The organism is Streptomyces sp. NPDC049627 (assembly GCF_044465645.1).
GTDB lineage: Bacteria > Actinomycetota > Actinomycetes > Streptomycetales > Streptomycetaceae > Streptomyces.
This window is the reverse complement of sequence record NZ_JBITLW010000002.1, coordinates 430,107-453,123: the sequence shown is the minus strand read 5'-3', so window position 1 is coordinate 453,123 and position 23,017 is coordinate 430,107. Positions and strand designations below refer to the sequence as shown.

The 23,017-nt window shown below is 71.8% G+C and carries 22 protein-coding genes and 1 pseudogene; 7 read left to right on the top strand and 16 right to left on the bottom strand.

The genetic code is table 11. The features are described from left to right. Window positions 1–62: 62 nt before the first annotated feature. Complete coding sequence (locus tag ACIBU0_RS07005; protein ID WP_398812804.1) at window positions 63–347, bottom strand: hypothetical protein; 285 nt, start codon at window positions 345–347, stop codon at window positions 63–65. Between the two features lie 119 nt (window positions 348–466). Further along, window positions 467–2,140 (bottom strand): glycoside hydrolase family 13 protein, encoded by a 1,674-nt coding sequence (locus tag ACIBU0_RS07000; RefSeq protein WP_398812802.1) that lies wholly within the window; start codon window positions 2,138–2,140, stop codon window positions 467–469. A gap of 246 nt (window positions 2,141–2,386) precedes the next feature. Between ACIBU0_RS07000 and ACIBU0_RS06995 the strand changes: the two genes are divergently transcribed. Then, window positions 2,387–3,328: an LAETG motif-containing sortase-dependent surface protein gene (locus ACIBU0_RS06995; protein WP_398812799.1), complete on the top strand. Its 942-nt coding sequence runs from the start codon at window positions 2,387–2,389 to the stop codon at window positions 3,326–3,328. A 67-nt stretch (window positions 3,329–3,395) separates the two neighbouring features. Here ACIBU0_RS06995 and ACIBU0_RS06990 read toward each other — a convergent pair whose 3' ends face one another. Continuing rightward, entirely contained in the window at window positions 3,396–3,833 is a 438-nt protein-coding gene (locus ACIBU0_RS06990) for a hypothetical protein (RefSeq protein ID WP_398812796.1), read from the bottom strand. Between the two features lie 88 nt (window positions 3,834–3,921). Further along, window positions 3,922–4,926: an ArsR/SmtB family transcription factor gene (locus tag ACIBU0_RS06985; protein ID WP_398812793.1), complete on the bottom strand. Its 1,005-nt coding sequence runs from the start codon at window positions 4,924–4,926 to the stop codon at window positions 3,922–3,924. 155 nt (window positions 4,927–5,081) lie between these two features. On the opposite strand from ACIBU0_RS06985, the gene ACIBU0_RS06980 reads away from it, so the two are divergent. Further along, on the top strand, window positions 5,082–5,420 hold the full coding sequence (locus ACIBU0_RS06980; RefSeq protein ID WP_398812790.1) for a nuclear transport factor 2 family protein: 339 nt from the start codon (window positions 5,082–5,084) through the stop codon (window positions 5,418–5,420). 44 nt (window positions 5,421–5,464) lie between these two features. Here ACIBU0_RS06980 and ACIBU0_RS06975 read toward each other — a convergent pair. Beyond that, window positions 5,465–6,431: pseudogene (locus ACIBU0_RS06975) on the bottom strand (nucleoside hydrolase). Between the two features lie 117 nt (window positions 6,432–6,548). Next, the gene (gene thrS, locus ACIBU0_RS06970) at window positions 6,549–7,772 is read right to left on the bottom strand and encodes a threonine--tRNA ligase (RefSeq protein WP_398812788.1); all 1,224 of its coding nucleotides are present in this window, start codon (window positions 7,770–7,772) and stop codon (window positions 6,549–6,551) included. Window positions 7,773–8,093: 321 nt separating this feature from the next. Here thrS and ACIBU0_RS06965 point away from each other — a divergent pair, with 321 nt between their 5' ends. Further along, window positions 8,094–8,870, top strand: coding sequence for a hypothetical protein (locus ACIBU0_RS06965; RefSeq protein ID WP_398812785.1), 777 nt, complete (start codon window positions 8,094–8,096; stop codon window positions 8,868–8,870). Here the strand turns inward: ACIBU0_RS06965 and ACIBU0_RS06960 are convergent. The 5 genes from ACIBU0_RS06960 to ACIBU0_RS06940 form a co-directional block, all read right to left on the bottom strand. Further along, the gene (locus tag ACIBU0_RS06960; RefSeq protein ID WP_398812782.1) at window positions 8,867–9,142 is read right to left on the bottom strand and encodes a ribosomal protein L7/L12; all 276 of its coding nucleotides are present in this window, start codon (window positions 9,140–9,142) and stop codon (window positions 8,867–8,869) included. The genes ACIBU0_RS06965 and ACIBU0_RS06960 overlap by 4 nt on opposite strands. A 45-nt stretch (window positions 9,143–9,187) precedes the next feature. Beyond that, window positions 9,188–9,877, bottom strand: a complete 690-nt coding sequence (locus ACIBU0_RS06955) for a GAF and ANTAR domain-containing protein (RefSeq protein WP_398812780.1) — start codon at window positions 9,875–9,877, stop codon at window positions 9,188–9,190. A gap of 198 nt (window positions 9,878–10,075) precedes the next feature. Further along, window positions 10,076–10,882: a TIGR03943 family putative permease subunit gene (locus ACIBU0_RS06950; protein ID WP_398812777.1), complete on the bottom strand. Its 807-nt coding sequence runs from the start codon at window positions 10,880–10,882 to the stop codon at window positions 10,076–10,078. Beyond that, complete coding sequence (locus ACIBU0_RS06945) at window positions 10,879–11,883, bottom strand: permease (protein ID WP_398812774.1); 1,005 nt, start codon at window positions 11,881–11,883, stop codon at window positions 10,879–10,881. Before ACIBU0_RS06945 ends, ACIBU0_RS06950 begins: the two co-directional genes overlap by 4 nt. A gap of 79 nt (window positions 11,884–11,962) precedes the next feature. Continuing rightward, window positions 11,963–13,312, bottom strand: coding sequence for a tetratricopeptide repeat protein (locus ACIBU0_RS06940; protein WP_398812771.1), 1,350 nt, complete (start codon window positions 13,310–13,312; stop codon window positions 11,963–11,965). 129 nt (window positions 13,313–13,441) lie between these two features. Here ACIBU0_RS06940 and ACIBU0_RS06935 point away from each other — a divergent pair, with 129 nt between their 5' ends. Then, window positions 13,442–13,657, top strand: a complete 216-nt coding sequence (locus tag ACIBU0_RS06935; RefSeq protein WP_398812768.1) for a hypothetical protein — start codon at window positions 13,442–13,444, stop codon at window positions 13,655–13,657. On the opposite strand, the gene ACIBU0_RS06930 is transcribed toward ACIBU0_RS06935, so the two are convergent. From ACIBU0_RS06930 to ACIBU0_RS06920, 3 genes are all read right to left on the bottom strand, one after another. Continuing rightward, a complete protein-coding gene (locus ACIBU0_RS06930; RefSeq protein WP_398812765.1) occupies window positions 13,559–14,215 on the bottom strand; it encodes a Uma2 family endonuclease in 657 nt (218 codons plus the stop codon). The two genes, ACIBU0_RS06935 and ACIBU0_RS06930, sit on opposite strands and share 99 nt — an antisense overlap. 121 nt (window positions 14,216–14,336) lie before the next feature. Then, window positions 14,337–14,996 carry a hypothetical protein gene (locus ACIBU0_RS06925; protein ID WP_398812763.1) on the bottom strand — a complete coding sequence of 220 codons (660 nt, stop codon included), beginning with the start codon at window positions 14,994–14,996 and terminating at the stop codon, window positions 14,337–14,339. A 184-nt stretch (window positions 14,997–15,180) separates the two neighbouring features. Beyond that, window positions 15,181–18,972, bottom strand: coding sequence for a hypothetical protein (locus ACIBU0_RS06920; RefSeq protein ID WP_398812760.1), 3,792 nt, complete (start codon window positions 18,970–18,972; stop codon window positions 15,181–15,183). A 259-nt stretch (window positions 18,973–19,231) separates the two neighbouring features. On the opposite strand from ACIBU0_RS06920, the gene ACIBU0_RS06915 reads away from it, so the two are divergent. Further along, a complete protein-coding gene (locus tag ACIBU0_RS06915; RefSeq protein ID WP_398812757.1) occupies window positions 19,232–20,206 on the top strand; it encodes a ribosome-inactivating family protein in 975 nt (324 codons plus the stop codon). Between the two features lie 63 nt (window positions 20,207–20,269). On the opposite strand, the gene ACIBU0_RS06910 is transcribed toward ACIBU0_RS06915, so the two are convergent. Together ACIBU0_RS06910 and ACIBU0_RS06905 are read right to left on the bottom strand one after the other, a co-directional pair. Continuing rightward, window positions 20,270–20,536: a DUF397 domain-containing protein gene (locus tag ACIBU0_RS06910; RefSeq protein ID WP_398812754.1), complete on the bottom strand. Its 267-nt coding sequence runs from the start codon at window positions 20,534–20,536 to the stop codon at window positions 20,270–20,272. Then, window positions 20,496–21,344, bottom strand: coding sequence for a Scr1 family TA system antitoxin-like transcriptional regulator (locus ACIBU0_RS06905; protein WP_398812751.1), 849 nt, complete (start codon window positions 21,342–21,344; stop codon window positions 20,496–20,498). The genes ACIBU0_RS06910 and ACIBU0_RS06905 overlap by 41 nt, the downstream gene beginning before the upstream one ends. Window positions 21,345–21,430: 86 nt before the next feature. On the opposite strand from ACIBU0_RS06905, the gene ACIBU0_RS06900 reads away from it, so the two are divergent. Then, window positions 21,431–21,898 carry an ATP-binding protein gene (locus ACIBU0_RS06900; protein ID WP_398812748.1) on the top strand — a complete coding sequence of 156 codons (468 nt, stop codon included), beginning with the start codon at window positions 21,431–21,433 and terminating at the stop codon, window positions 21,896–21,898. A gap of 149 nt (window positions 21,899–22,047) precedes the next feature. Continuing rightward, a complete protein-coding gene (locus ACIBU0_RS06895; RefSeq protein ID WP_398812745.1) occupies window positions 22,048–22,827 on the top strand; it encodes an NPP1 family protein in 780 nt (259 codons plus the stop codon). Window positions 22,828–23,017: the final 190 nt, after the last annotated feature.

The window sequence follows — 23,017 nt, the reverse complement described above, 5'->3', positions numbered from 1 at the left end:
CTCACGGCGCCACCGCCGGCCGGCGCGGATTGTTGGTCCGTCCGGGCAGGGAGACGGCCACGTCAGCCGTCCCCGTCCGGCTCGGGATGCCGTACCGCCTTCTTCACGTCCGCCTCGACCTCGTTGCGCGAGGTGCCCTGTTCCTTCGCGTACTCGGTCATCGCGGACTGGATGTCACGGGCGAGGTCGCGCCAGGCCCGCCAGGCGGTCTCGTACGTGGCGGTCTGGAGCTCGGTCCAGGGGGTGTGGGCGGGCGGCCCGTACTGGTCCCGGAGCTCCTCGACCCTGGTGTGCGCCTGGTCCGCCGCCCGCTGCATGGCGACCAGTTCGTCGAAGGTGCGTGCCATGCATGCGCATCCTTGGGCAGCGGACCCGCCCCACCCGCCACGCCACGCCGCCCTCCGGCCGACCGGGTCTGCCCGAAGCCCGCGAAGCACCCGTACAGATCACACCGGCGCCTCCCGGCCTACGTCAGCCAGGCCGTCGTGTCCGGCCCCAGCCGGCCCTCCTCCAGCGGCGCGCTCGTGATCAGCACCTCCCCCGGCGGCAGGTCCACCGCCGTACCGGAGAGGTTGGCCACGCACCGCCAGCCGTCGTGCCGGGCGAAGTCGAGCACCCCGGCAGCGGAGCCGTCCGCCCACTCCAGCTCCTCCCCCTCCAGCAGTTTGCGGCGCAGGCGCAGGGCCCTGCGGTAGAGCTCCAGGGTGGAGCCCTCCACACCGTCCTGGGCCTCGACGGCGTACGCCGCGAAGCAGCCCGGCTGCGGCAGCCAGGAGCCGCCCGCGCCGAAGCCGTACGAGGGGCCCGTCGTCGTCCACGGCAGGGGCACCCGGCAGCCGTCGCGGCCCTTGCGGACGCGGCCCGTCTGTTCCCAGATCGGGTCCTGGAGGACCTCGAAGGGCAGGTCGGCGACCTCGGGCAGACCGAGTTCCTCGCCCTGGTAGACGTACGCCGAACCCGGCAGCGCGAGCATGAGGAGGGTCGCGGCGCGGGCGCGGCGCAGGCCCGCGGACTCGTCGACGGCCGGGGCGCGGCCGCCGGAGAGCAGCCAGGCGTTGTCGTCGGTGCCGGGCGGGAGCATCAGACGGGAGGTGTGGCGTACGACGTCGTGGTTGGAGAGGACCCAGGTGGCCGAGGCGCCTGCCGCGCGGGCCGTGTCCAGCGAGTCGGTGATGATCCGCTTCAGCTCCTGCGCGTCCCAGCCGGCCTGCAGATACTCGAAGTTGAAGGCCTGGCCCAGTTCGTCCGGGCGGGCGTACAGGGCGCGGCGGGCGCTCGGGTTCACCCAGGCCTCGGCGACCGCCATGCGGGGCGGGCGGTAGGCGTCGAGGATCTTGCGCCAGTCGCGGTAGATCTCGTGGACCTCGTCGCGGTCGTAGAACGGGTGGGTGCCGGGCGGGAACTGCGGGAGGGCGTCCTCGCGGCTCAGTTCCGGGGCGCCGAGGTCGCGCAGCGGCTCGCTCAGGTCCTTGGCGAGCGCGTGGGCCACGTCGACGCGGAAGCCGTCGACGCCGCGGTCGGACCAGAAGCGCAAGGTGGTGCGGAAGTCGGCGCGGACCTCCTCGTTCTCCCAGTTCAGGTCGGGTTGCTGGGGGGTGAAGAGGTGCAGGTACCACTGGCCGTCGGGGACGCGGCGCCAGGCGCTGCCGCCGAAGACGGACTGCCAGTCGGTGGGCGGGAGTTCACCTCTCGGGCCGCGGCCGTCGCGGAAGACGTAGCGGTCGCGGGCCGCGGAGCCGGGACCGGCCCGCAGCGCCTCCTGGAACCAGACGTGCTGGTGGGAGGTGTGGTTGGGGACCAGGTCGACGATCACTTTCAGGCCGAGGCGGTGGGCCTCGGCCGCCATGGCGTCGAAGTCGTCGAGGGTGCCGAGGCGGGGGTCGACGTCGCGGTAGTCGGCGACGTCGTAGCCGCCGTCGGCCAGTTCGGAGGGGTAGAAGGGGCTGAGCCACAGGGCGTCCACGCCGAGCGCGGCGAGGTGGGTCAGGCGCTGGGCGACGCCCTTCAGGTCACCGAGCCCGTCGCCGTCGGCGTCGGCGAAGCTGCGGGGATAGACCTGGTAGATGACGGCCTGGCGCCACCAGTCGGGGTTGCGGGACGAGAGGTCGGGGGTGTCGGGCGTGGTGGTGCGGACGGTCACGCGGACTCCTCACGGGTGCGTACGGGCGTCAGTGAGAACTCTGTCCACTTGGCCGGAAAAGCGAACACCGCGAAGTGCGGAGTAGATCATTCCCTGTGTGATGGAATTGTGATTGCCGTTTGAACTTCCCTTGCGTTCCCGCAGGTTGACAGCGTTCTCCCGTCGCCCGACGATGTGGTCACGCTGTGGCGCATGTGACCAATGAGCCCAGTGATTCTTCGACCACTCACCCCTGATGGGATACGCATGTCCATAGCGAGACGTGTCATCGCGCGACGCCTGCTGGGGGCGGGCGCCGCGTCGCTCGCCCTGTGCGCGGCCACCGTCGCCTCCGCATCCGGCGCCTGGGCCACCGGTCCGCACGGCGGTGACGGCTGGAAGACCGGCGGTCACTACCAGCCCGGTACCGGTGCCGGCACGGAGACGGCCACCGACCGCTGCCAGTTCTCGCTGGACGGCACGAACTTCTACGACTCGGTCAAGGTCGACGACCAGAGCCTGAAGGTCAGCGGCGACGGCAAGGTGCACATCACGGTCCGCACGGCCGCCGACGCCACCACCTGCACCGCCTCGCTCGCCTCCTACCTCGCCCACGGGGCGACCTTCGCCACCTCCGGCGAGCAGGTCTTCGTCGACTTCGACACGGTCACCGTCAAGCCCGGCCAGAGCGACACCCTGGACATCGCCGTGCCGGACGCGGGCTGCTTCGCGCAGATCGACCTGTACCGGGGCGCGGTGAAGTTCGACGGCAGGTTCGACGCGAACGACGGCTACGAGCACGGCGACCTGCCCAAGGGACCGGACCGCCCGGTCATCAAGGACAAGCTGATCGCGGCCTGGAACGGCGGCACGAAGTACTGCACGCCGAAGCCTCCGACGCCCGAGGAGCCTCCGACGACGCCTCCGGCCACGCCGCCGGCCGAGCCGTCGAAGCCGCCGACCGACGAGCCGCCGACCCCGCCCGCGGAGACGACCCCGCCCGCGGAGACGACGCCGCCCGCGGAGACGCCGTCCACCGAGCCCCCGACCCCGGAGCCCTCCGGCTCGACCACGCCCCCCGGCGGCCTCGCCAAGACCGGCGGCAGCAGCGCTACCGGTCCGATCGCCATCGGCGCGGTGGTGCTGGTGGCGGGCGGCGCGGCGTTCGTCGTGGCGTCGAAGCGGCGCCGGTCGGGCACGCGAGCCTGATCCACGGCCACTGACACCGAAAACGGGCCCGGGGCGATGCCCCCGGGCCCGTTTGCGTGCGCGGCTGTCAGTAGCAGTTGCGGATCTTGTACACCGGGCCCCAGTCGTAGCTCGTGTTCTGGCCGCCGATCGGCACGTCCAGCAGGGGGTTGCCGGATCGGCCGTAGAACGTCGCCGTCGCGCGGTCGCCGGTCTGCCCGTTCGCGTAGCCTCCGACGCCGAGCCAGTTCGAGAGTGAGTAGGTGGCGCACCGGAAGAACTTGTACACCCGGTACGTGCCCGCCGTCGGATCCCACACGCGGGCGCAGAAGTTGCCCTCCGGGCAGACGTAGCCGGGGCCCCCGAAGTAGAAGAAGTCCGCCGCCGGCGACACCGTCGGCGGGACCGCTGCCGCACCGGTGCCGCCGCTGGGCGAGGCCGCTGCGGTGCCGGCCCCGGGAACCAGGCTCACGGCCACCAGGCCCGCGGCCGTCAACGCCGTACCGAGAAGAGAACGCAGACGCATGAGCATGAACTCCCCCTGTGAGGTGACGCTCGGTCGCCCTCAGACTGGTCCGGCCGTCCGCGTCCCTGCCACACGTTGAAGCCGTGCCTTAAACGGAAGCCTGGCCACCGTCGAGGAGGGCGAGGCCCGTGGGGGTGATGGTGTGCAGGACGTTCTTGCTGTGGCGGACGCTCAGCAGCAGGCCCGCCCGGCGCAGGATCGCGGTGTGCTGGCTCACCGCAGCGCCGGAGATGCCGAAGCGCTCGGCGAGTTCGCCGGTCGTGCGGCCGGTGACGACGTCCTCCAGGATGGCCGCGCGGGTACGGCCGATGAGGGCGCCCAGCTCCACGCCGCCGCCCGCCCCGACCGTGCCGCCGCCCGCCCGCGCCCAGCCCGGAGTGTGCTGGATCGGGTAGACCAGGACCGGCGTCAGGTCGGCGAGGGCGAGCGTCAGGGGTCTTCGCAGGCAGAAGAACGACGGCTGCAGCAGCAACCCCCGCCCGCCCAGGCGCAGTTCACGGTCGACCGGATAGTCGGCCTCCAGGACCGGCGGCTGCCAGCGCAGCACCGGCCGGAAACCCGCCAGCAGACCGTCGGTGCCGCCCTCCAGCACCGCACGCGCGCGTACGGCCCGGTCGGCGTCGACCTGAGCCCTGATCCGGGGCCAGAAGGGCGCGAGCGCCTGCCGGTGATAGGCGTGCAGGACGGCACCCAGCCCGCGCAGGGCCGCCGGCTCACCGTCGGCCAGGGCCCTGGTGCGCGGCGGCAGCGGACGCGGGCGGACGGGAGAGGCGGCGAGCCGGGCGAGGTCGCCGCGGAGCCGGATCCGGGGCGTGCCGAGCACGGTGTCGACGGCGTGCGCCAGGTCGAAGGAGCCGCGCAGGTCGGGGGTGAGGAAGTCCGGGAAGTAGCCCTGGGGCGGCAGCAGCGCGGCGAGCAGCCCGTACACGGGGCCCACGCGCGGCCGCACGAGCCTGCGCCACTCGTCGAAGAGCAGCGGGGCGTCCGCACCGATCAGTGCCTGGAAACTGGTGGCGATCTCCCAGAGGGGATCGGGGGCGGCGGCGACACGCACGCGCGCGAGGTCGTCCGCGGTGAAGTGCACCCGCAGCATGGGGTCTCCGATGGTGGTCGGTCATCGGGTGAGGGGTGGGGTGGTACGAGAGGGCAGCGCTTCGTGCACGGTGCCTCGTGTGCCCCATGACAGTGGCCGAGCCGCACTTGTGCGGACAAGGCGGCATTCGGACACCCGGCCGCTACGGTGGCGGAATGACCGGTACTCCGACGGACGTCGTCAGGGCGGCGTTCCGCCACTATCTGACGCAGGACCGCGAAGCCGCCCTCCCCCTCTACGCCGACGACTTCACCTTCACCAGCCCGCAGGACGACCACATCGACAAGGCGGCCTTCTTCGAGCGGTGCTTCCCGACCGCCGACCGTCTGAAGGAGCAGCACCTGCTGCACGTCACCCCGGCTGACGGGGAGGTCGTCTTCGCCTACTACGAGTACGAGCTCACGGCGGGCGGCCGCTACCGCAACGTCGAGGCGATCACTGTCCGGGACGGGCTGATCAGGGAGGTGCGGGTGTTCTTCGGCGGCACGGCATGACGGGCGGTCAGGCGTGACGGTCGGTCAGGTGGGCAGGCAGGCGGTCAGACGCTCTCCACCGTCTCCAGGTACAGCTTCACGAACCGGTCCACGTCCACGTCCAGGGCCACGTCCACCAGGTGCTGTTCGCGCAGACCGGCGTGGATCTCGGACTCGCCGGGGCGAGGGCGGCGGTCGACGATCGTCTGGCCCCGGGTCGGGCCCGGGGCGAGGGAGACCTCGACGGGGAGCAGGCCGGTGGTGATCCCCGCCGGGTCCACGACCGTGCAGACCGCCCGCGTCGCCGATGCCCCCGGCCTCGGAGTCGTCGGCGACGTCCGGTGTGGCCGGGCGGTGGGCCAGCAGGTCACCGGCGAGCCGCGCGCCGGGCTCCGCGCTCGCCCGCAGCCGCCGTACGTCCGCCCCGGGGACCACGACCCGCCGGAACACATCCAGGCCGTACATGGTGATCGGCACCCCGGCCGTGAGCAGGATCGCGGCCGCCTCCGGGTCGTGCCACACGTTGAACTCCGCGACCGGCGTGGCGTTCCCGCAGGCCACCGCGCCGCCCATGAAGACGATCCGCTCGATGTTGTGCGTGACCTCCGGGTGGGTGCGCAGCAGCAGGGCGATGTTGGTGAGGGGCGCGGTCGGGATCAGCGTCACCGGGCGCGGCGACGCCAGGATCTCGCGGCGCAGCAGGGTCACCGCGTCCACGTCGGCCGGGGTGCGGGTCGGGGCGGGCAGGTTCATGTCGCCCATGCCGTCATCGCCGTGCACGTGCCGCGCCGAGCGCGCGGGTTCGAGCAGCGGGCGGGCGGCGCCCCGGGCGACCGGGATGTCCGGGGCGCCGGCCTGCTCCAGCACGGTCAGGGTGTTGCGTACGACGCCGTCCACGTCCGTGTTCCCGGCCACGCAGGTTACGGCGCGCAGGTCCAGCGCCGGGTGGCGGACCGCGAACAGCAGCGCGAGGGCGTCGTCGACGCCGGTGTCGCAGTCGATGATCACGGGACGAGTCCTCTTCGGCTCCACGGCGTTGACCTTACGGCGTTGTGAGGCGTCGTGGGTTGTGAAGCGGATCGCCGTGGGGGGTTCTGTGCATGGGCGGCTGAAGGTCGTGTGTGGCTGGTCGCGCAGTTCCCCGCGCCCCTAGAGGCCTGCTTCGGAACTGCGCGCTGCTACGTGCTCGGTGATTCGGGCTACCAGTTCCGCGCCCTGCATGGTGCCGGGCTTGCGGCCGTCTCGTAGGCGTACGGCCGCCAGGTCGCCGTCCTCCGCCGCCTCCCGCTCTCCGATCACCGCCTGGTACGGCACGAGCCGTGCGGCGCGGATGCGGGCGCCCAAGGTGCCGTGCTCGGGACCGGCGAGTTCGGCCCGCAGGCCCTGGTCGAGGGCCCGGCGCAGCAGCTTCTCGGCGTGCTCGACCTGCTCCTCCGCGACCGGGAGGATCACCAGCTGTACGGGGGCCAGCCACGCCGGGAAGGCACCTCCGTGCTCCTCGATCAGATGCGCGACCGCGCGCTCCACGCTGCCGATGATGCTGCGGTGGACCATGACCGGGCGGTGCTTGGCGCCGTCGGGGCCGATGTAGTGCAGGTCGAAGCGTTCGGGCTGGTGGAAGTCGATCTGGACGGTGGAGAGGGTGGCTTCCCGGCCGGCGCGGTCGGTGATCTGGACGTCGATCTTGGGCCCGTAGAAGGCGGCCTCGCCCTCGACGGCGTCGTACTCAATGCCCTCCAGGACCTCTTCGAGCAACCCGGTGGCCCGGCGCCACAGTTCGGGGTCGGCGACGTACTTGCCGCCGTCCCCCGGCAGGGACAGGCGGTACCGGGCCGCGCGGATGCCGAGGTCGGCGTAGGCCTGGGCGATGAGGTCGAGGGCGGCGCGGGCCTCTTCCGCCGCCTGTTCGAGGGTGCAGAAGATATGGGCGTCGTTGAGGTGGATGGCGCGGACGCGGGTGAGGCCGCCGAGGACGCCGGACAGCTCGGAGCGGTACATGCCGCCCAACTCGGCCATGCGGAACGGCAGTTCGCGGTAGCTGTGGGAGCGGGAGCGGTAGATCAGGGCGTGGTGCGGGCAGAGGCTGGGGCGCAGGACGACCTCTTCGGAGCCCAGCTCCATCGGCGGGAACATGTCGTCGCTGTAGTGGTCCCAGTGCCCGGAGATCTCGTACAGCTCCCGTTTGCCGAGCACGGGCGAGTACACGTGCCGGTAGCCGGCCTTGCGTTCCGCGTCCCGGATGTACTCCTCCAGCACATGCCGGACGATCGCCCCGTCGGGCAGCCAGTAGGGCAGGCCCGCGCCCATCAGGGGATCGGTGTCGAAGAGGTCGAGTTCACGGCCGAGGCGGCGGTGGTCGTGCGAGGCGTTCATGGCTGCTCCTCCTGATGAACGGACGAGCGGCCACCACGACAAAACCCCGGGGCCGCTCGCCCCGGGGCTTTGAATTCGCTCAGCTTTCAGCGCGCCGGGACTGGGTCCGGCGTCGTCGTGAGAGACGGGTTGGCGCGCTTCATGGGGCGACGGTAACAGGGGTGGGCGGGATGTCGCGGGGTTTTTTCGGGTCCCGTCCGGCCGCCCCGTCACCCGGACGGCCCGGCGCACTGGTGGACGTACGGGCGTGGTGGTGCCTTAGGAACACGAACACGCACCCGATCTCGAGCGCCCCCCCGACGCCCGCACAGGAGGCTCGCGATGCCCCGTCCCTCGGCCCGCACCGTCATCGCCTCGACGCTCTCGGTCGGTCTGCTGAGCGCGTCCGCATGTACCGTCACCGGGCTGGACAAGGCGATCAAGGGTGTCCCCGAGGCGGTGTCCCCCGCGGCCACCACCTCCCCGCCGCGGACTCCCGCCGCCGCCCCCACGCTCACCGAGGCCCAGGCGCGGGCCGCCCTCATCGGCGCGGACGACCTCGGCGAGCCGTGGGTGCCCACGGAGGGCGGCGCCACCTGGCGGGACGCCATGCTCAAGGCGAGCGCCGAGTCGGCGGACTGCGGGCGGCTGCTCGACGCCCTCTACACGGAGGAGCTCTTCGGCCCCGACGCCCGTACCCGCGCATCGGTCGGTCTGGACGACGAGTGGGACGAGGCCCAGCTGCGCTACCAGGTCGTGGCCCATCGGACCGAGGACATCGACCGGACGCTGGCCTGGCTCGGCGGCCTGCCGGACAAGTGCGGCGAGTTCACGGCGACCGCGGGCGGCGGGACGATGGCCGTGGAGGTGAGCGAGGCGAAGATGCCGGAGGTCGGGGACGCCCGGCAGGGGCTGCGGGTCGTCCTCAGCGCCGTCTCCGAGTCCGACGGGGCGCCCACGCTCACGCTGCACGTCGCCGCCGTCCGCGTGGGCGACGACGCGATCGCCGTCACCAACGGCGGCCTCGGCGACGTACCGGCGGATGCCACCGCGGCGGCCGTCGAACTCGGCGCCCGCCGGCTGACGGAGGTCAGGAAGCGGGGCCGGGAACGCGTCTAGGCGATGCCCTCGACCGCGTCCTTGGCCTCCTTCAGGCCCGCCCCGGTGATCTCCCGGTAGACCTTGATCGCCTGGATCTTCTTGCCCTCCCGCACGAGCGCCACGACCTCGTTCATCCGGGGGTCGTCCGCACGCAGCCCCAAGTGGTCGATGATCAGGTCGAGTTTGCGCTCGACCCGGGCCACTCGCTGGTCGGCCTGGGAGACCCGGCTCTGAATGGTCAGGACGGCCATGAGGCCGACGAAGGCGAAGAAAAAAGCTGCTATGTCCATGGGAGACGATCTTAGGCAGAGCCCAGGCCCCACAGCCTGGTCCCGTCAGTCCCGGTCGAACCGCAGCCGGTGCTCCACCACGTCCCGTGCCACGTCCCGTGCCATGCACCCGTGCGCGAACGCGTGGGCGCGCAGACGGGCCAAGGCCTCGTCCGTGCCGATTCCCAACTGGGCCATGAGCATGCCGGCGGCCTGGTACACCTGGTCCTGGTCGGTGGCCAGTCCGCTCAGCCACCCTTCGTCCTCCGGGTCGCCCGGCTCCTCCGCGCGCGGCAGCGCCATCAGCGCCACGGTCATCATCCCGGCCATCAGCCGGGCCGTCCGCAGCTCCCGGTCGGTGAGGTCGCCGGGAATGTCGCGGTAGAGGTCGAGCGTGCCCACGCACACCGATTCGGTGCCCAGGGGCATCGAGTACACCGCCCGTACCCCGGCGGCCGTGGCCTGCTGGGCGAAGACCGGCCAGCGCAGTACGTCCCGCCCGGTCGTCAGATCGCAGGCGAGCACGGGCACACCGCTCTCCGCCGCGGACTGGCAGGGACCGTCACCCAGAGTGGCCTGGAGCTCGGTCACATACGCGGCCTGCGCACTGCTCGCGCCCAGCTGGACGGGCATGCCGTCGCTGTGCAGCGACACGCTCGCGCCGGTCACGGGCAGCAACTCCACGGCTACATCGCACAGCCGGGCCGGAACCTCGCCGGGTCCCGCGCCGCGTACGCCTTCGGCGAGCGCGTCCATGGCACCACCGTGCCCGCGCCCTCGCTCACCACGCTGATCGTCTCTGGGCCGCACGGCAGCCTCCTCAGTCGAGCGCGGCCTGTGGTTCCAGGGCCTCCGGCGGCACCTCCCGCTCGCCCCGGACGACGCCCGACTACCCGTGAGCTGCAGGGCAAAACCCCGGCCCGCTACAACACCTGGAAGGGCCCCGGTGGAGCGTCACCGCTTCTCGTAGGGATCGGCCGGCTGCGGGACCCGCCGCACCGACGCGGCGTCCAGGACGGGCGGCCAGGCGCCGTCCGTGCCGAGCGCGCCCTCGGGGTGCCAGGTGCCGGTGACGGTGACCCAGGTGTCGGCGGGCGGCGCGTCCGCGCCCCGGATCTCGGCCTTGCCGGTGGTGGCGTCGGCGGCACAGCAGGCGACCAGGAGACGGGTGACGTACCAGGTGCCGTCGTCGTCGCGGGTGACGAAGCCGGTCAGCCGGACCGTGCGGCCCGCCAGCGACCGCCCGCTGTCGTAGATCGCCCGCGAGCCGAACTCCCCCACCGTCAGCTCCACCGGGTCCCCCGACGGCAGCGCCGGGAAGGTCCCGACCCCTTGCGCCGCCTGCTGCGCCGCCTCGCGTTCGGCGCTGTAGGAGCCGAGGGCGGGGGGCGGGAAGAGGAGGAGCGCGAGGGCGGGGAGGGTGAGGAGCCAGGCGATGCGGGGGCTATGGTGACCGCCGTGCTGATCGTGGGTGTGGGAATCGTCGCCGGACTCGTCGTGCTCGCCGTGCTCGCGTTGCTGATCGCGGCCGGAGTGTTCGCCGTGCTCAGCGTGCTCGCCCTGGTCGGCGTGCGGTTCTTGTTCCGGTCGCCCGACGAGCGCCGCGGCCACCGCGAGCAGCACCAGCAGGAACCCGGACACCACCAGGTATGGCCGTAGTCCCGCCTGCACATATCGCAGATACAGCTCGCTGAACAGCGAGATCCGCAGGATCGCCGCGCCCGTCAGGAGCAGCAGCACCGCCGGCCCGTACCGCCTCACAGCAGCCACCACCCCACGAGCACGCTGCTCGCCACGGCCACCACCCATGTCACGGACGAGAACCGCAGGGCGAAGGACCGCCCGAACGTCCCGGCCTGGAGGGCGATCAGCTTCAGGTCCACCATCGGCCCGACCACCATGAACGCCAGCCGCGCGGTCGGCGAGAACCCGCTCAGCGAGGCGGCGACGAACGCGTCCGCCTCGCTGCACACGCACAGGACGACCGCCAGCAGCGCCAGGAGCAGCACCGACAGCCACACCGACCCGGTGAAGAGATCCAGCACCGACCTCGGCACCACGATGTTGAAGGTCGCCGCGGCCGCCGCGCCGAGGACGAGAAAGCCGCCCGCGTGCAGGAAGTCGTGCTGGAGCCCGGCGGTGAAGGCGCGCAGGCCAAAGGCGGTGGGGCCGGTGTGCCGCTTCGGTGGCCGCAGCCACTCCTCGCGGCCGAACCGGGCCCACAGCCAGCCCATCACCACGGCGGTGGCCAGCGAGGCCACGAGGCGGGCGAGGACCATCTTCGGCTGCCCCGGGAAGGCGACGGACGTGGCGACCAGCACGACCGGATTGATGGCGGGGGCGGACAGGAGGAACGCGAGCGCGGCCGCCGGGGCCACTCCGCGCCGCATCAGGCTCCCGGCCACCGGCACGGACGCGCACTCGCAGCCGGGCAGGACGACTCCCGCGACGCCCGCGACCGGTACGGCGAGCGCCTGGTTCCTGGGCAGCAGCCGGCTGAAGACCTTCTCCGGCACGAAGGCCCCGATCGCCGCGGAGACGACCGTGCCGAGGAGGAGGAAGGGCACGCCCTGCACGGCGATGGCGGTGAAGACGGTCCACCAGGCGGCGACGGGCGGGGTGTACAGGTCGAGGGCGAACATCGGCCCGAGGACCGAGACGACCGTGACGATGGCGAGGAGCGCGGCGCCGCCGAGGACGGCGTGCACGAACGCGCGTACGACGAGACGCAGCCCGTCACCCACGGTCCGCTGGTTCTCCACGCGCGCGCCTGCCCCACCCTGTTCCCGGTCGTTCCCCGCGCAGGGTATCCGGGGCGTGCTGGGCGCAGCCCCGGAATCCTCACAGAGGAGGCTGTGCGGGGGCGGGTCCGAGAGTGGTGGTGCCGGGGGCCGTACGGTGTCCGAGCCCCGTCCGGTAGGCGTCGAGCGCCGCCTCCACCCGGCCGGTGCGGCGCAGCAGGTCACCCAGCAGCCGGCACAGGTCGGCCAGGTCACCGGCCGCGCCCGCGCGCTCCAGCAGGCTCAGGGCGCGGACGTAGTGCTCCTCGGCGGTCTCGGTGTCGTGGGCGTCCTCCGCGATGATGCCGAGGAGGCGGTGAGCGGCGGCGGAGTGCAGGGCGCCGCGTTCGGGGCTGAGGTCGCTCAGTACCTCGTGGAGGAGGGCGGAGGCCTCGTCGGACTTGCCGCGGCGGTGCAGTACGTCGGCGAGTTCGACGGCGGCCTGGCTGGTGTAGAGGGCGGCGCGCTGGGCGGTGAGCATGGCCCGGGCCTCCCGCAGTTCCGCCTCGGCGCGCTCCAGGTCGCCGTTCTGGGCGTAGACGTAGCCGCGCATCCAGTGGCAGTTGGCGAGTTCGGTACGGATCTGCAGGTGCCGGTACAGCTCGGCGGCCCTGGCGAGGGAGGCGTCGGCCTCGGCGATGCGGCCCTCGGCGAGCAGGGTGCGGGCGACCGAGCGGTGCATGCGGGCCACCAGGGCGGGGTCGCCGGCCTGCGGGGCGAGGGCGAGGGCGTACTCGGCGGCCTGGGCGGCGCGGGCGTGGGCGCCCATGTCCATGTAGGGGCCGATGGCGCTGGCGTAGAGCAGGAGCAGGGCGTCGGGGTCGTGCAGGCCACCGCGGTTCAGCTCGTCGAGGGTGGATTCGAGGAGGTAGACGGCGTAGCGGAGCTCCCCGGCGAGGTAGTGGGACACGGCCCTTCCGCGCAGGGCGGGGACGCGGGCGGGCAGCGGGGAGTCGGCTTGGGCGAGTACCTGCTCGGCCCGCTCGAAGTGGCCCCGGGCCTCGGTCAGTTCGCCGGTGTAGAGGCCGCACTCACCGAGTCCGAGCAGGGCGTCGGCCTCCACTTCCAGGAGTTCGTGCTGCCGTGCCTCGGTGAGCAGGGCGGCGTACTGCTCCGCGGCCGCCTCGGCCTCTCCGGCGGCGAGCGTGCGCTGCGCCCCGGTCAGGCGCAGCCGCAGATCGGTGGCGAGGTGGGCGGGGCGCCCGGTCGCCAGCTCCTCGAACCCGACGCCGAGCCGGCCGGCCAGATGCCTGAGCGCGTCGTCGGAGGGCCGCACCCGGCCGGCCTCCAGCGTGGAGATGTACGCGGGCGTGTAGGCGGGCTCCGCCAACTGCCGCTGGGTCAGCCCCCGTTCGACGCGCAGCTGCTGCACCCTGCGCCCGATGACCCCCGGGTCGTCACGCTCGGCCATCGCCCCAACTCCCCCAGCACCCCTTGCCGTTCGGCTTGGACGACCCCTAGGTTAAACCGTGTATTAAACGTGCTTAATACATTCCCGCTGAGAGCTGCTGAGAGCTGCCCGAGCTGCTGAGAGGTCGCCGTGCTCGAACGCACCAGCCCCACCGAGCGTTACACCCGAGGCGTCGCCGCCGCCGTGGTGGCCGTGGTGACGCTGATCCTGGCGGCGAACGCGGGGCCTGCGAGGGCGGCGGAGTCGTCAGAACTCCGCGGTGTCCAGGTCGAAGCCCAGGGGGCCGGGGAGGGGCACGGTCAGGCCCAGCTTGTGCTTCGGCCGCTTGGCGTAGTCGTCGCCTGACGGCTCGGAGTAGACGGTGACCTCGCCCTCCTCCCGGTCGATGAGGAGGTAGACGGGGATGCCGGCGCGGGCGTAGCCACGGATCTTCTTCTCGCGGTCGCGGCCGGCGGTGCTGGTGGAGGTGACTTCGGCGACGAGGAGGGCAGGGGACGGCTCATTCCACTTCTGGTCCCCCTGGAAGCTTCTCGCCGGGGCGATGACCAGATCGGGGACGACGTGTCCGGTCTCGGAAGCACCAGGGACGTTCAGTCCGATGCCCGTCCAGTTGCGCAGGGATCGGTCACGGCGTCGCTCGGCAACCTGATCGGTGAGCTCCGAAACGATCAACTCATGGTCCGCGTCGGCCGGTGGCGTCACGCAGATCTCTCCTTCGATCAACTCCACGTGCCAGCCCTTTGGGGCCGCCGCACTGAAGAGCTCGAAGACCTGCTCCACGCCCGCACCCGTGTAGTCGGGCACGCCGCTGTCCGCATCGCTGTCGCCGTCCGGGTCGTCGTACGGCCCGTGAATGGCCTCGCCCTGGTACCCCGGCGTGATGATCGGCTCCGCCGTCGCCATGACAGACCTCTTTCGCTCGACGCGACCCTCCCAGGGTAGACGTGGAGCCTGCACAGCGAATGCGGAGCCGTTCACTCGAACGAGTGTGCTGTTACGTTTCCCCTAAGTCAGCACTTCTGAGTCAGCAGTTCCAGGTCGCCCAGTAGAAGTTGCCCTTCAGCTCGCCGGTCGGCAGGAAGACCGGGGTTTTGACGTCGATGGCCGGAAGGCCGCCCGGGCCGCGGTAGTACCAGAAGTAGTGGCCGTGGTTGCGCTCGCCGTAGTGGACCTCCAGCCAGCCCTGGGAGTGGCGGACGTACGGCGCGAACCACCAGGCGCCCTGCTGGCCGGCCGGGACGGTCGTGGTGCGGGTCTCGGTCGCGGTGTGGGCTTCGCCCACCTTCCAGGTCTCCGACTGCGTGTCGCTGGCCTTCATCCCGGCCTCGAACGCGTCGCTGAAGCCGGCGGACACCTCCACGGACGTCTCCTGCTCGAAGGCGTACTCGGTGCTCCTGGTGTCGGTGACGGTACGGGTGACGGTCAGGTCCCGGTTGCTGGCGCAGTTGCTGATCACGTTGGAGACCTGACGCCGCTTGTCGAGTTCGGTCTCGGCGTTCTGCTCGTGGTACTGGCACGAATCGGCGTTGTTGTTGTTGCAGTCCCAGAGCACGTCGGGCATGTCGTCGCCCCAGCCGGGGGTGGTGTTGGCGCTGGCCGTGCCTGCGGAGAAGGGGATCAGCGCGAGGGCGAGGGCCGGCGTCAGCATCGCCATCCGGCGACGGCCGTTCTTCAGGATCTTCATGTGGGGGGATCTCCCGTCGGATACCTCGACCCGCCCGTCGGGTCGGGCCGCTGCCCCGGCCGAGGGGGGGGGAGTTCGGAACCGGGGCAGCGACAGGTCGATCGTCGAGGGGCCGGGAGTTGTTCGGCCAGCCGTTCCGTCAGGTCGATCAATCCCCTGATCAGGTGAATCAATGCCGGACGCATCAGTCGCCGCACACCTTGCGATACGGCACATCACGCACGTACGTCCGCCACTGCGCCCGCGTCAGCTCGCGCTGTCCCGCCCGCGCGCACAACGATGCGACCGCCCGGTCCGGGGCGATCGGGTAGCGCTGCAGCGGCACATGCGCGCTTCCCGCGTACACCGTGCCGCTGTCCGCGGCGAACGCCACCGTGTCGATCGCCTCACCGGGTGTGGTCAGCGGGCCGCCGAGCGGCTGCTGGGTGGCGAGGTCCCACAGCTGGAGGCTTCCGGCGTCGCCGCCCACCGCCAGCGTGCGGCCGTCGGGGCTGATGGCGAGGGCGGTGACGGCCTCGGACGTGTCGTCGCTGACCGGGACGGAGTCGTCGTCCGGTCGGTCGGTCACTCCCTCCGGGAGCGCGGGGAAGACGTTCGGCATGGTGCCCTCCCGCTGCCGGACCGCCGCGTCCCACAGCGCCACCCGGCCCGCCCGGTCCCCCGCCGCGAGCCGCGAACCGTCCGGGGCGAAGGCGAGGGCGCCGATGTCGTCGCCCTGGACCAGGTCGCGTCCGGTGGCCTTGCCGCCCGGCAGGCTCGCCGTCCGGTTGTCGCCGGCCAGGAGCCCCCCGTCGGGGCGGACGGCCAGATGACTGCTGGACAGACCCGTGAGGACGGCCGTCCGGCGGTGGCGGGCGATGTCCCAGGTCTCGTTGGTCAGCTCGCCGGTATCCGAGGTGCGGGTGAGGTGGAGCGTGCGGGCGTCCCGGCCGAGGGCGATCGTGATCACCGCCCCCGCCGAGGTCTTCGCCGCCAGGTCCAGTTCCGTGCGGGCCCGGCCCCGGGTGACGTCCCAGATCGTGAGGCGCTGCGGGAAAGACGCCTCGTCCCAGGGCGTCGTGACGCCGTACGCGAGCTCCTTGCCGTCGGGGGTGAAGGACAGATGGGGGAGGGTGTACTCCGGGAGTACCGGTCGGGAGGGGTCGCGCGATACGCGGAGCGGCGTGAGCGGCAGGGTCCTGAGCAGTCGCCCGTCGCGCGTGTCGCGCAGCTCGAAGCGGTAGGTGTCGCCGGTGCGTCGCGCGGTGGCGAGCGTGCGGCCGTCCGGGCTGATCAGCACCTTGTCCGCCGGCCGGTCCTGCCAGGCGGACGTCACGGCCGTCGCGACGTCCAGGGTGTGGACCGTGCCGGCCTCCAGATAGCGCAGTACCGGGCGGGCGGGGTCCCAGGCCAGATCGGCGAGGTGCTGGTTGTTGAGGGAGTGCCGGAACACCGGGGCGTCGAAGCCCAGCCGCCACACCCTGATCTCCTCCCCGTCGGCGGTCGCCAGGAAGTTCCCGTCCTTGCTGAAGGCGGCGTACCTCACTCCGGTGTGGGGGAGGTCGGCTGTCTGCTCCCCCGAGCGGACGTCCCAGACCCGCACGCCGCTGGGCATCACCGCGGCGAGCCTCCCCGGCTCGCTTCGCTCGCCACCACCGCCGAGCACCAGCTGCGGGCGCTCCTGGCCGCAGATGTCGCCCACGCGTTCCCAGCGCCCGTGCACCGTGCGCCGGTCCGTGAGGCCCCGCACCTGCGGCGCGCCGCCTCCCCCGAGGGGGCAGGCCGCGATCACCCGGCCGTCCTCGCTCGGCGCCGTGGTGTCCTCCGCCTCGAACAGCAGTTTCCCGTCCGCGGCCGAGTGCACCTCCGCCCGGAACCTGTCCACACCGCGCACGGAGTACGTGCTCCGGCCGAAGTCCACGACGGACGACTCCGGCAGCCGGTCACCGACCCATCGCCCGGCGGCCGTGTCCCAGAGCCGCACCCCGTCGCCCCGGCCATGCCCGTGGACCACCAGCAGCCGCCCGTCCGGGCTCGCCCCGAGCGCGGTGCCGGCCTCGGGCAGCCGCCCCTCGGCGATCCGCCGGTGCCGTGCCACGTCCCAGGTCCGCCAGGTGCGCCCCTCGACGCTGAGCAGGGTGCGACCGGAGTCCGTCAGACGGCGGAAGGAGCCGTCGCCCGGTGCCCGGTCGCTGAACGTGTCCAGTTCCTGCTGGTCGAGCGCGCCCAGCAACGCCTGCCGGGTCTCCGGCAGCTGGGACACGCGCCAGGCGGCGACGCCCAGCAACTGTGCGGTGTGCGGGTCGGTCGTGCGCAGGCCCTCCGCGACGGCGGCGATACGGCGGGCCGCGTCGTCGATACGGCGGCGCTCGTTGTCCCGGCTCTGGGTCCAGGCGGACAGACCGGCGACCAGCGCCACCGCGAGGACGGCCGACAGGACGCCCACCGCGGCCCGCGCCCGGCGCGTGGAGCGGGCGGCGGCCCGGCGCTCCGCCTCCCGGGCGGCCAGCGCGGCGATGAGGAACTCGCGTTCCGGCACGGTCAGGGAGTGGTCGTGCTCATGGTCGGGGAACAGCTCCGCCACCCGGTCCAGGCGAGTGCCCCGGTACAGGGCGCCGGAGTCGCGGTCGTGCTCCAGCCAGACGCGGGCGGCCTCGGTCAGCCGCCGGTGGTGGCGCAGCCGCTCGCGGTCCTCCTCGATCCAGCCGCGCAGCCGCGGCCAGCTGGTGATCAGCGCCTCGTGGGCGAGCTGCACGGCGTCCTCGTCGACGGTCAGCAGCCGGGCCCGGGCCAGCCGCTCCACCACCGCGGGCACATGGGGGCACGCCAATTCCTCGCGCTCGGCCCGGGTGAGCGGGCGCCGGGTGTCCGGGGTGCCCTGGCCGGGCTCGACCATCCGCAGCAGCAGCCGCCGGGCGGCGTCCGCCTGCTCCTCGGTGAGCTGCCCGTACGCCTCCTCCGCGCTCGCGGCGATCGCGCCGCGCACCCCGCCCGCCGCCTCGTACGCGGCCAGGGTGAGCAGCCGGCTCTTGCGCCGCCGCCAGGTCTCCAACAGCGCGTGCGAGAGCATCGGCAGCCCGCCGGGCTCGTCGAGGACCTCCTCCACGATCCTCGCGGTCAGCTCCCTCTCCACCAGGAGCCCGGCCGCCTGCGCAGGCTTGACGACCGCCTCCCGCAGCTCCTCCGCGGTCATCGGACCGACCAGCAGTCCGGCGCCGCACAGCGTGTCCGCCAGGCCGCGGTGCTCGCCGCAGCGGGGGTAGAAGTCGGCCCGTACGGCGATGAGCACCCGCAGCCGGCTGCCGGGGTCCCGGGCGGCGAGCAGCAGGTCGATGAACCGGGCCCGCTCCGCCCGGTCCCGGCACAGCGTGAAGACCTCCTCGAACTGGTCCACCACCACCCAGCTCTCCGGCTCGCCCTCCGCCGGGGCCAGCAGATGGCCGTACGTGGCGGCCGGCCGGTCGCCGGGCGTGAGCACCCGCAGCACCGCCGGACGCCCCTGCTCAGCGATCTCCTTCTGGAGCCGGGGTATCAGTCCGGCCCGTAGCAGCGACGACTTCCCGCTGCCGGAGGCGCCGAACACCGCGGCGAACCGGTGCCCGCACACCAGCTGGAGCAGGTCCTCCGTCAGGCGGGCCCGCCCGAAGAACAGCCCCTGATCGGCCGGCTCGAACCGGGCGAGGCCCCGGTACGGCGGCGCCGCGTCCTCGTCGTCCTCGCGGACCTCCCCGGCAACCTCCGCCTCGGCGTCCTTCCAGCGCGGCTCCCACTCGTCCGGGTCGCCGCCGCAGGCCCGCACATAGCCCTGGACGACGGCGAGGGACGGCAGCCGTTCACCGGCCGCGGCCTGCGACAGCGTTGTCGCGGAGAAGCCCGCCGTCTCGGCCATCTTCCGGTACGAGGGGTTCCCCGCGGCCTTGCGCAGCTCCCGCAGCTCGTGCGCGAGCCGCGGCACGGGACCGGCCGTCGGGTCCAGCGGTCTTTCCGGGCGCCCCATGCGCACACCTCCGTATGGCTGGCGAAAGGGACATCGAGCGCGACGAACGTACAAGTCGGTCGGTGACGCCCAGGTTGCGTGCGGATGACGTGCGGGCGATGCGACATGTGAGGTGCATCAATCCCCTTCCGCCAATCAATCCCTTCCGCCCACGAAATTGATTGACCTGACAAAAGGGACGTGGAAATCAACGTTCCGGTTGCGAGCGTCGGTGGGGCAAGGCCGGATCCCGGCACCCCGAACTCTCGGAGGACAGCGCATGTCCCATACCGACGAGACCACGCTCCCGACGCTTCCCGAACGGGAAGCACACGAACAGCCGGCCGCGGCGCCGCGGCAACGCACCCGCAAGGTCACTGTCGGCTCGGTCGTCACCACCCTGGTGCTGTCGATCTTCGCCACCCTGCTCGGGCCGCTCGGCGTGCTGTCGAGCGCGAACGCCGCCGACGGCCACATCACGTGGAAGATCGGCGACAGCGACCCGAACAGCCCCACGAGCTACGTCCAGGTCGTCAAGGCGATCCGCAACGCGGTGAACAGCGAGGACCCCACGGTGCCGGGCGCCGGATTCCAGGTCATGCACACGGACACGGCCGCGAGGGAGACGTACGTCGACATCGACGTCGAGGACGCGTACAGCGACGCCTACGTACGCGTGCGGATGCGCGCCTCGGACATGTACCTGATGGGCTGGTGGGCGAACGACGGCCGGTATCACTACGCCGACGCAAGCCAGGCCTCGTCCAGCAACAGCGTGGAAGCGCCGTTCAAGGAGGACTACGGGGACCTGGAGCAGAAGGGCGGGACCACGCGCTACGACGTCACGTACAGCTCGTCGGGCCTGAGCAACGCGGTGCACTCCCTCCTGAAGGCGGGCGACACGCGCGACCAGGCGCGAGCGTTCCTGATGATGGCCCAGGCCCTCGCGGAGGGGTCCCGCTTCCGCCCGATCGCCGACTTCTTCCGCCTCGTCTCCGTTCTGGATCCGAACTTGCAGGAGTCCCGCCTGCCCTGGCAGCTCGTGGAAATGGAGAACAGCTGGGGCACGTTGAGCGAGCGCTTCAACAAGCAGATGAGCACCCAGCAGAGCGAGCCGTCCTCGTCCGCCCTGTGGATCTGGTCCTTCAACAGGAAGACGGGTGAGTGGGTCAAGATCTTCCTGAACGACCCCAAGACGTTCGCCGCGTACTGCCTGCTGATCGCCCTCGGTAAGTACGTCCCCAAGAACGGCTGACGCACAGGCCGCGAAGCGGCACCGGGCCCCCACGGCGTGATCCCCGTGGGGGCCTCGCGCTCGTCAGCGCCCGACGTGGCGCACGAAGGCGACGTACGCCTCCGGCGAGAGGGTGAGGGTGCCGACCTCGGGGTTCTTGGAGTCGCGGACGGCGATGTGGGGGGTGAGGGGGGCGACCTCGACGCAGTCGCCGCCGCTGCTGCCGCTGTACGACGACTTGCGCCAGGCGGCGCCGCCGAGGGGGGCGCATTCGACGCACTCGCCCCCCGTGCTTCCGCTGTAACTGGACTTACGCCAGGGGACGTTGGTCAGATCCGGTGTGCTGCCCATAACGCTCCTCCAGTACGCCCTTGATCAGTTCCGCCGAATCCTCCATGGACAAGGCGGCTCCCTGCAAGTCAGCGTAACGAAGGGCGGCGTCGCGGATAGTGTCCGGGTTGGCGGTCATGTGGCCCGAGATCAGGTCCTCGGTGTAGATGACGTCCGGATCGCCGTCGAAGCGGAGCAGAGTGAACGAGCCATCCAGGCTCGCGTGTCCGCCCACCCCGAAAGGCAGCACCTGGAGGCGGATCCAGCGCTCGTCCTGGAGACCCAACAGGTGGTGGAGTTGCTTCCGCATGACCTCCGGGCCACCGACCGGGCGGTGCAGCACCGCCTCGTCGAGTACCACCAACGTCAGGGGCGGGTGCTCGCGCTTGAGAATGCGCTGGCGTTCCATGCGGGCGGCGACCAGTTCTTCGAGCTTGTCCGGCCGACCCGTGGCCAGCACAGCACGGGCGTACTCCTCCGTCTGCAACAGCCCGTACACCAGCTGGCACTGGTACGTGGAGATGTACGTCGCCTTCGCTTCCATATCGGCGAACGGCTGAAACCACGTCGGCAGTTGGCTTCGCAACACCAGCCCGACGAGCCGCGAAAAGCACCCGTCCGTCAACAGTGCCGCATCCGCCCGCTCCGCGAACTCCCTGGTCGGCACCTTGTGGGCGGTCTCGATCTGGCCCACCAGGGAGCCGGTGCAGAAGATGCAGTCGCCCAGCTCCTGCTGGGACATCCCCGCCGACTCCCGGTACCGGCGGAGCTCGGAGCCGAAGTAGTCCAGCGGCGAGGCGGTGGGGTCGAGTTTGCGGATGTTGGGCATGCGGCGGTCACCCCCAGGTCAGAACGCGGCGCGGCGTTCGCTTCGATCTGTAGCCGAGCGTAATCACATGACTCCACTCTGGCGGCATGAATCGCGTAACTGCCTCTCACGTCGAAGGACTTGGCACCCGGTACGGCACCGCCTTCACCCTCGGTGAGCACTCCGCCCGGCACCTGCGCCGCATCTTCCGCCTGTACCTCACCGCCTGGGAGATGGACGACCTGTACGACTCGGCGTCCCTCGCACTCACTGAGTTGATCGCCAACGTCGTACGCCACTGTCCGGACCGGCGTGGCACGGTGCTGTTCCTGCGGCTGCCGGAGGGGCGGGGAGTTCGCGTCGAGGTCACCGACGAGAGCCCGCGCCCGCCGTTGTCCACAGCTGTGGACGAACTCTCCGAGCTCTCCGAACTCGCCGAGGGCGGGCGCGGGGTGGCGATCGTCGAGGCCGTCACGGACCGGTGGGGGTGGGTCCCCTCGGCCGACCGGCCCGGCAAGACCGTCTGGTTCGAGTGTGAGGTGAACGGCGAACGGCGCGAGAGGAACGGGTGTTGACGCCACGAGGAACATCCCCCCGAAACGCCCAGGACGATTGATCGCCCTGTTCAGAACATGCCGCCGATCAATTCCCCGCGCTCCAGGCTCGGTCTCGTCCCGCCGGACTCCCGGCAGAACGAACCGAGCGAACCACTGGAGCACCCCACATGCCGAAGACAGCCAAGCCCCGCCGACGGTCCCGTCTCGCCCAGACCGCCCTCGTCCTGGGCAGCGCCGCCGCCCTGACCGTCGGTCTGACGGGCAGCGCCAGCGCGGGCGTCCTGAACCCGCTGCCGTGGAACGCGAGCACCTTCCAGAACAAGTACATGCCGCTGTTCGACTACGACACGGACGGCTGCTTCCCCGCGGCGGCGGTGGACGCGGGCGGCAACCTCAACGGTGGCCTCAAGCCCAGCGGCTCGATCACCGGCCAGTGCCGGGACGGCCACCTCGGCAGAGCCAACACGTACTCCCAGTCCCTGTGCAGGAACGGCTGGTGCGCCTACGTCTACGCGCTCTACTTCGAGAAGGACCAGACGCTCAACGGCGCCGACGCCTTCGGGCACCGCCACGACTGGGAGTCCGTCGTGGTCTTCCAGAAGCAGGGTGAGGAGCGCCCCCGTTACCTGGCCGCCTCCCGGCACGGCGGCTACAGCACCCACCCGATCAACGAGGTGCCGATGGACGGCAACCACGTCAAGATCGTCTACCACAAGGACGGCGCGAGCACGCACGCCTTCCGCTTCGCCAAGTGGGGCGAGGACACGGAGGCCTGGGGCCCGGGCAACCACTGGGACACCCCGGCCCTGGTCACCATGGAGCAGATGCCCCAGGCGCCGCGCGACGCCCTGTGGAACTCCCAGTGGGGCAGGGCCAACTTCCCCCTGACCAACAACCTCGTCAGCAACATCAACAAGGCCCGCCCCGGCGAGATCCCCGCGTTCTGACGCACAGACCGGCACCGGGCCTCCCCGGCGGGACACTCCCCCCTGTCCCGCCGGGGCTTCCCTTTGTCTCTCACCCGTCTCTTACGCACCCTTTCACCCGGCTGTCAGCGCCATGACTTAGCCTTCGATCACTCACGGCGGCACGCGTGTCCTCTTCTGCCGCGGCCGCCCCTCACTTTTTCGTTCCGGG